The organism is Psychrobacter sp. DAB_AL32B (genome assembly GCF_002224105.1).
GTDB lineage: Bacteria > Pseudomonadota > Gammaproteobacteria > Pseudomonadales > Moraxellaceae > Psychrobacter.
The window spans coordinates 1-5,585 of sequence record NZ_NEXU01000084.1; the positions used below are offsets into that span (position 1 = coordinate 1).

Consider the following 5,585-nt stretch of genomic DNA (forward strand, 5'->3'; position numbering starts at 1 on the left):
AATTTATAAGAGGAAGACGCTAAAAACGACCTACGCAGCGAGATTTCAGTTGGTTAGAATACCGGCCTGTCACGCCGGGGGTCGCGGGTTCGAGTCCCGTCCGCTGCGCCATATTTAAAACGAATTTAAACTTTCGAGTTTAAGCAAGTTTCGCCTCAAACATTAGATTGTTTGAGGTTTTTTTGTGTCTGGAATTCTCCTTAAAACCTTTATATATAAGGGCTATCTGTTTCACCTACAGTATTAGCTCGGAAACAGGTTGCTTCGTTCTATATTATTAATGTGACTTTTTTCGTAAACCTTCTATCTTTTAGTAATCGGTGACCAAGTGCTCGGTGACTAAACGGTGACCATTTTGTGACCAAGGTTGTTAAAAGTCGGGACTGAAGACGATCTCGTTTAATAACGTTTATACGGTAGATTGTTGTTTAAGAGTTGAAACAGCAATCGGCACCTTATAAAACTTAGTAAAACCTTCAATCGATTTGCCAGCGGTTAAACTGTCAGGTAGCCCATCCTTCATGTTTTGATCAGTGTAGATAACGACACAGCTAACATCAAACACTTATCCCGCTTAAAAAGTATGAAAAATACTTTCGTCAGCTGATAACAACCGTTTTTAAACAGCTATATATGAACTGAATAATAGCAACTGAATATATCGCTTAGTAACTGTGTATTGTTAAGGTTGCCGCTATTAATCGTAGAATGCTGGAAGTTAAAATAATCGCTATTTATACAGAAAACTTTTTCGCACCTACCACGCAAACGACTGCGCCTAATGTGCTGATCAACATGCCAATACTAACCATCTCATGCAGCAACAATGCCGCCAGCATTAAACCCATGAAAGGTTGCATCAGTTGCAGTTGGCCGACGGCGGCAATATCGCCTAAAGCCAAACCACGATAACAGAACAGAAATCCGATAAACATACTAAATACAGCAATATAAATTAAGCTTGCCCAAGCAGCAAAACCCACTTCTTCTAAAGATGTTGGCCAGGTGAACCACATCAGCGGTAACATAACAGGTAAGGACAACACTAAAGCCCAACTGATTACTTGCCAACTACCGAGCTCCCGTGACAATCGTGCCCCTTCAGCGTAACCGAGACCACAAGCCACGACAGCGCCGAACAATTGGGGCGCTATTATCAGCATTATTCTTTGCCAATAAGATTGAGCGTTATATGAGTGTTGAGACACAGCTAGATGAATCAGCACAAACGCGCTATTATCAGGTAAAAGGTCAAGTGTTTTTCTCATCAGCAGAGCGTTTGCTAGAATCCTGTGATATTAAAGAGGAGGTCGCTAAAGTAGTTATTGAGGTCTCTGACGCGCGCTTTTAGGATGTGACGGCAGTCGCAGCTATTGACAAGATTATTATCAAGTTTCGCCGTGAAGGTACTGAAGTTGAGCTCCTCGGTCTGAATGAAGCCAGTCAAGCGATGGTAGAAAAATTCGGCGTTCATGACAAATCGGATGCTACTAATAGCTTAGGCACTCATTGATAAGCTTACCCATTCAATAATAAAAATACTAAGGATAAAACAATGACAACACAACAGCATATTCTAGCGTGTATTGATGGTTCGGCAGTGACAGAATCCGTGTGTGATTATGCCGCATGGTATGCCAGTCGCTTGGGCTTACCGGTTGCATTATTAAATGTGATCGACGTACCAGCGTCGACAAGACGGGATTTGTCAGGGGCGATAGGTATCAACAGTCGCCAAGTTTTATTAGAAGAATTAACCCAGTTAGATGAACAAAGAGCCAAAGTAGTTAACAGTTATAGCACCGCCTTGGTCCAAGACGCAAAAAGCTATATTGAAAGTCAATTCGATGTAGACGTCAATATCTATCAGCGTCATGGCAAGCTATTACCTGCTATTGAACATTTCCACACCCAAAATCGCGCCATTGTGATGGGACGGCGTGGAGAAGATCATAAAGGCAGTCGAATCAATATTGGCAGCCAAATCGAAACGGTTGCGCGCGCGTCCAGCATACCTATCCTAATTTGTTCAGAAGCATTTACCATGCCTACCTCGTATATGATTGCCTTTGATGCCAGTAAAATAGCCATTACCGCTACACAAATGGTTGCTAGAAGTTATTTACTCAAAGGGTTGCAAGGTCATATCGTGATGGTCGGTCATCATGATGAATTGTCTAAACAAAGCTTAGCGGCAGCAGTTGCGGAACTCATGTCTGCAGGTTTTATGATCAAGGCACATCACTTACCTGAGACAGATGCCGTTAATGGATTATTGACATTTCAAGCAGACAATAATATCGATATCATCGTGATTGGTGCTTATGGACGTTCTAAATGGCAGCAGCTGTTTTTAGGTAGTACAACAACCGAGATTATTGCCAGTACGCTCTCACCAGTTATTTTAGTGCGCTAGAGGGTAACGTGCATAATAATAGCTATTACTATTATTAAAGGTATGAAAGGAAATTAACTGACCATGATTTGGCTAAAAATGCTCATTGGCGCGTTGATGGTATTAGTCATTCAACTATTTGCCCAAACCCGATTTTTTTATTTGGCGGCGCTTGCACCACTATTTCCAACCTTTACTCTAATCAGTCATTTCTTAGTCGGTACGCAGCGTAGTACCGCAGATTTAAAAGTAGCGCTGGTTTTTAGTATGCTTGGCGTCATACCGCATTTCATTTATACGCTTTTGGTGTTTTTCACTTTTAGCCATATTGGCTTGTATAAAGCATTATTATTAGGTGTGGTAGGTTGGCTGCTGGCCGCTGCCATTTTGGTATTGGCATGGCAGCAGTACCAGATTTAGAGAGTTATCTTCAAGCTATCTAAATTTGAGTCCTAGCATTATTACTTACGGCTATCCAAGCTGGATGAGAACGTCTTCAGATATCACTGAGTATGATGTTTTATAGGCATTGCCAAATCGAATAAAATATACTCATTCTTATATTACGAGAAAGGTAATATCTGATGTCAGATCCACAAACATTAGCTTAGAAAGCAGAGATTCAACTAAGCCTATTTATCAACAGCTTCAGTTTCAAATTCAGCAAGCATATCAGCAATACGCTGATCTTTTTGTCGCCATATTTGCTCTATCCAGTCAAACATTTGCACTTTGGTCGCTTCATCATTTTCGTAACCCCCATTTTGAATACTGGAAAATAGCGCATCAGGCATGTCAATATGCCGTACATCCACACCTAAGCGCTTAATATTACCTTTCCATAAGTCACTATAAGTCGGTACGCCATCAGGATAAACGATGGTCATATCCAAGATGCCATCTATATCTGCGCCCAATGCGTTGATAGCAAGAGACAAACCGCCGGCCCGTGGCTTAAGTAAATGCGTGTAGGGCGAATGCTGCTTGTCACGTTTAGTGGGGGTAAAGCGCGTCCCTTCTAGATAACTAAGCAGCGTAAAAGGCTTGTCTTTAAGCAGCGCGCAGGCACGTTTTGCTTCTATGATATCTTTGCCTTTTAATGATGGGTTTTTAGCAATGGCTTCTTTAGAATGTCGGCGCATCATTGGGAAATCTAAAAAATAAAAGGTCTGACCAACGATAGGGATATATATCAATTCAAACTTAGTAAAAAAGCGCGTTAACGGTAAGCGATTTTCACTAATATATTGAACGATACTGGTGTCGACCCACGATTGATGGTTGCTCACGAGTAAGTATTTACCGTTTATATGCGTGTCATCAGGCAAGCTAATACGCCAGTCTTTTTGTGGCAAAATATTGTCAATCAGGGCGTTGTTACTATTGATCCAGTGATTGGCGATTTTAATCACGATCTTATCAGCAACAGGCGCGCCGGTAACCATTTTGGTTGCGCCCATTAACCACATGGGGATGCTACCACCAAAACTATTGCCAGCAATGACGCCAGTTGCAGTTGCCAGTGAAACGGCTTTGCCAAGTTTGGGAGTGCGCTCATGTATTTTTTGAATAAGTGATGCCAATCGCATGTTCAGTCCTTTTTATCTATACTTATTATTAGCTATTGCTAACGCCATTAGATAATTTTAGCAGAAATCAGTATGAGTGTACGACTGTGACGTGACTGGTGATAACACACAATACCTATGAGTGTTTTTATGAGTGAATAAATACAGAACCACCGTTTATCATTTCATCATTCAAAGCAGAAATTGTCCAAAATAGGGCAAATAAAATCATACTTAAACGTTCGGTAACCCAGCTAGTTATTATCTATAGTTTATTCACTAAAAAAAGAATGCATCATTGCTGGTATGAATTTTGCGAAACTTTTATTAGAAGTATCTGTCTGGCAAAGTGCACAACAAGCGAGAAAAATTTATAGCAGCAGAATGTTGTGGTAAATGTTGTGACAATCGTACGTATTTTATTTTGAGCTTATTATCAGTACTTAGCTACTTAGCTACTTAGCTACTTAGCTACTTAGCATTGGCAACCAAAATACCAAGGCCAAAAGTGTGACTAGCAATACGGGAGGAGTGATTAATAAGCCAATTTTCATATACTGACCCCAGCTAATCTTATAATCTTTCTCTGCCAGTACATGTAGCCATAGCAAAGTTGCTAAGCTACCAATCGGGGTAAATTTTGGTCCCAAATCATTGCCTATGATATTGGCATAAATCATCAGCTCACGTGTTGCCGCGGGTACTTGAGCGCTATCAATAGCAAGTGCGCCGATAAGTGTCGATGGCATATTGTTCATGACTGAAGCGACAATAGCAGAGAGAAAGCCAGTCCCTAACGTAGCAATGACATTACCTTGTTGCCCTAACCAGTTAAGTATCTTTGCGCCATAGACGGTGAGACCAGCATTGCCCAAACCATAAACGACCAAATACATACCGATTGAAAATAAGACGATTTGCCATGGGGCTTTGCGCAGGACATTGGTCACAGAAAACTTTGTACCACGACCGCCTTGCCACCAGCGACCTGCGATTGCCATTAGCACTAGTGCCGCGATACCAGTCACCAATGAGATCACGATACCGAGTAATTCGGTGGCAAAATAAGCGATAAGCAATAAGGCTAATAGTGGAAAAGCCGCTCGAAAAACCAAAGGATCTTTGATAGCAGACTGCGGTGAACTAAGATTATCAATTGCATATTGTTTTGGAATATGGCGCGCGTAGACTATCCATAACACCAGTAACGTTGCAATAACAGACACGATATTCACTGGCACCATGACTGCCGCATAGCGACCAAAACCAATATCGAAATAATTGGCACTAACGATGTTGACTAGGTTAGAAGTCACTAACGGTAGACTTGCCGTATCGGCAATAAAGCCGGTAGCAATAATAAAGGCAAAGGCGGATTTAGGAGTAAAATTAAGGCGCAGCAAGATAGCGATAACGATAGGGGTGAGCAATAAGGCCGCCCCATCATTAGCAAAAAAAGCCGAAATAAACGCCCCTAGAATGACAATCATAGGGAACAGCAAACGCCCCTGACCATTGCCCAATCTTGCTACATGCAAGGCTGCCCAGCCAAAAAAACCAGCCTCATCTAATATCAGTGAGATGATAATGAGCGCGACAAAGGTAAAAGTCGCATCCCAGAC

The 5,585-nt window shown here is 41.6% G+C and carries 6 protein-coding genes, 1 tRNA gene and 1 pseudogene; 4 read left to right on the forward strand and 4 right to left on the reverse strand.

All coding sequences use genetic code 11. The annotated features are described in order from the left end of the window. The first annotated feature begins 34 nt into the window (after nucleotides 1–34). Nucleotides 35–111 (forward strand) — tRNA-Asp (locus CAN34_RS10275). 298 nt (nucleotides 112–409) lie between these two features. Here the strand turns inward: CAN34_RS10275 and CAN34_RS14250 are convergent. Both CAN34_RS14250 and CAN34_RS10280 read right to left on the reverse strand, forming a co-directional pair. Next, a complete protein-coding gene (locus CAN34_RS14250; protein ID WP_165767637.1) occupies nucleotides 410–565 on the reverse strand; it encodes a hypothetical protein in 156 nt (51 codons plus the stop codon). Nucleotides 566–734: 169 nt separating this feature from the next. Then, nucleotides 735–1,091, reverse strand: coding sequence for an EamA family transporter (locus CAN34_RS10280; protein WP_254423163.1), 357 nt, complete (start codon nucleotides 1,089–1,091; stop codon nucleotides 735–737). A gap of 50 nt (nucleotides 1,092–1,141) precedes the next feature. Between CAN34_RS10280 and CAN34_RS14510 the strand changes: the two are divergent. From CAN34_RS14510 to CAN34_RS10290, 3 genes and pseudogenes are all read left to right on the forward strand, one after another. Beyond that, nucleotides 1,142–1,513 (forward strand): annotated as a pseudogene (locus CAN34_RS14510) (STAS domain-containing protein); the annotation flags it as partial. Nucleotides 1,514–1,555: 42 nt separating this feature from the next. Then, nucleotides 1,556–2,416, forward strand: coding sequence for a universal stress protein (locus tag CAN34_RS10285; RefSeq protein WP_089555583.1), 861 nt, complete (start codon nucleotides 1,556–1,558; stop codon nucleotides 2,414–2,416). A gap of 63 nt (nucleotides 2,417–2,479) precedes the next feature. Next, on the forward strand, nucleotides 2,480–2,815 hold the full coding sequence (locus tag CAN34_RS10290; protein ID WP_079691180.1) for a GlpM family protein: 336 nt from the start codon (nucleotides 2,480–2,482) through the stop codon (nucleotides 2,813–2,815). Between the two features lie 212 nt (nucleotides 2,816–3,027). Here CAN34_RS10290 and CAN34_RS10295 read toward each other — a convergent pair whose 3' ends face one another. Beyond that, complete coding sequence (locus CAN34_RS10295; protein WP_089555584.1) at nucleotides 3,028–3,984, reverse strand: acyltransferase; 957 nt, start codon at nucleotides 3,982–3,984, stop codon at nucleotides 3,028–3,030. Between the two features lie 446 nt (nucleotides 3,985–4,430). Further along, a partial coding sequence (locus CAN34_RS10300) for an arsenic transporter (RefSeq protein ID WP_089555585.1) occupies nucleotides 4,431–5,585 on the reverse strand: 1,155 nt, incomplete at its 5' end.

Coding starts and splice junctions, on each gene's coding strand:
- CAN34_RS10285 (WP_089555583.1), top strand. CDS start 1,556: ATGACAACACAACAGCATATTCTAGCGTGTATTGATGGTTCGGCAGTG.
- CAN34_RS10290 (WP_079691180.1), top strand. CDS start 2,480: ATGATTTGGCTAAAAATGCTCATTGGCGCGTTGATGGTATTAGTCATT.
- CAN34_RS10295 (WP_089555584.1), bottom strand. CDS start 3,984: ATGCGATTGGCATCACTTATTCAAAAAATACATGAGCGCACTCCCAAA.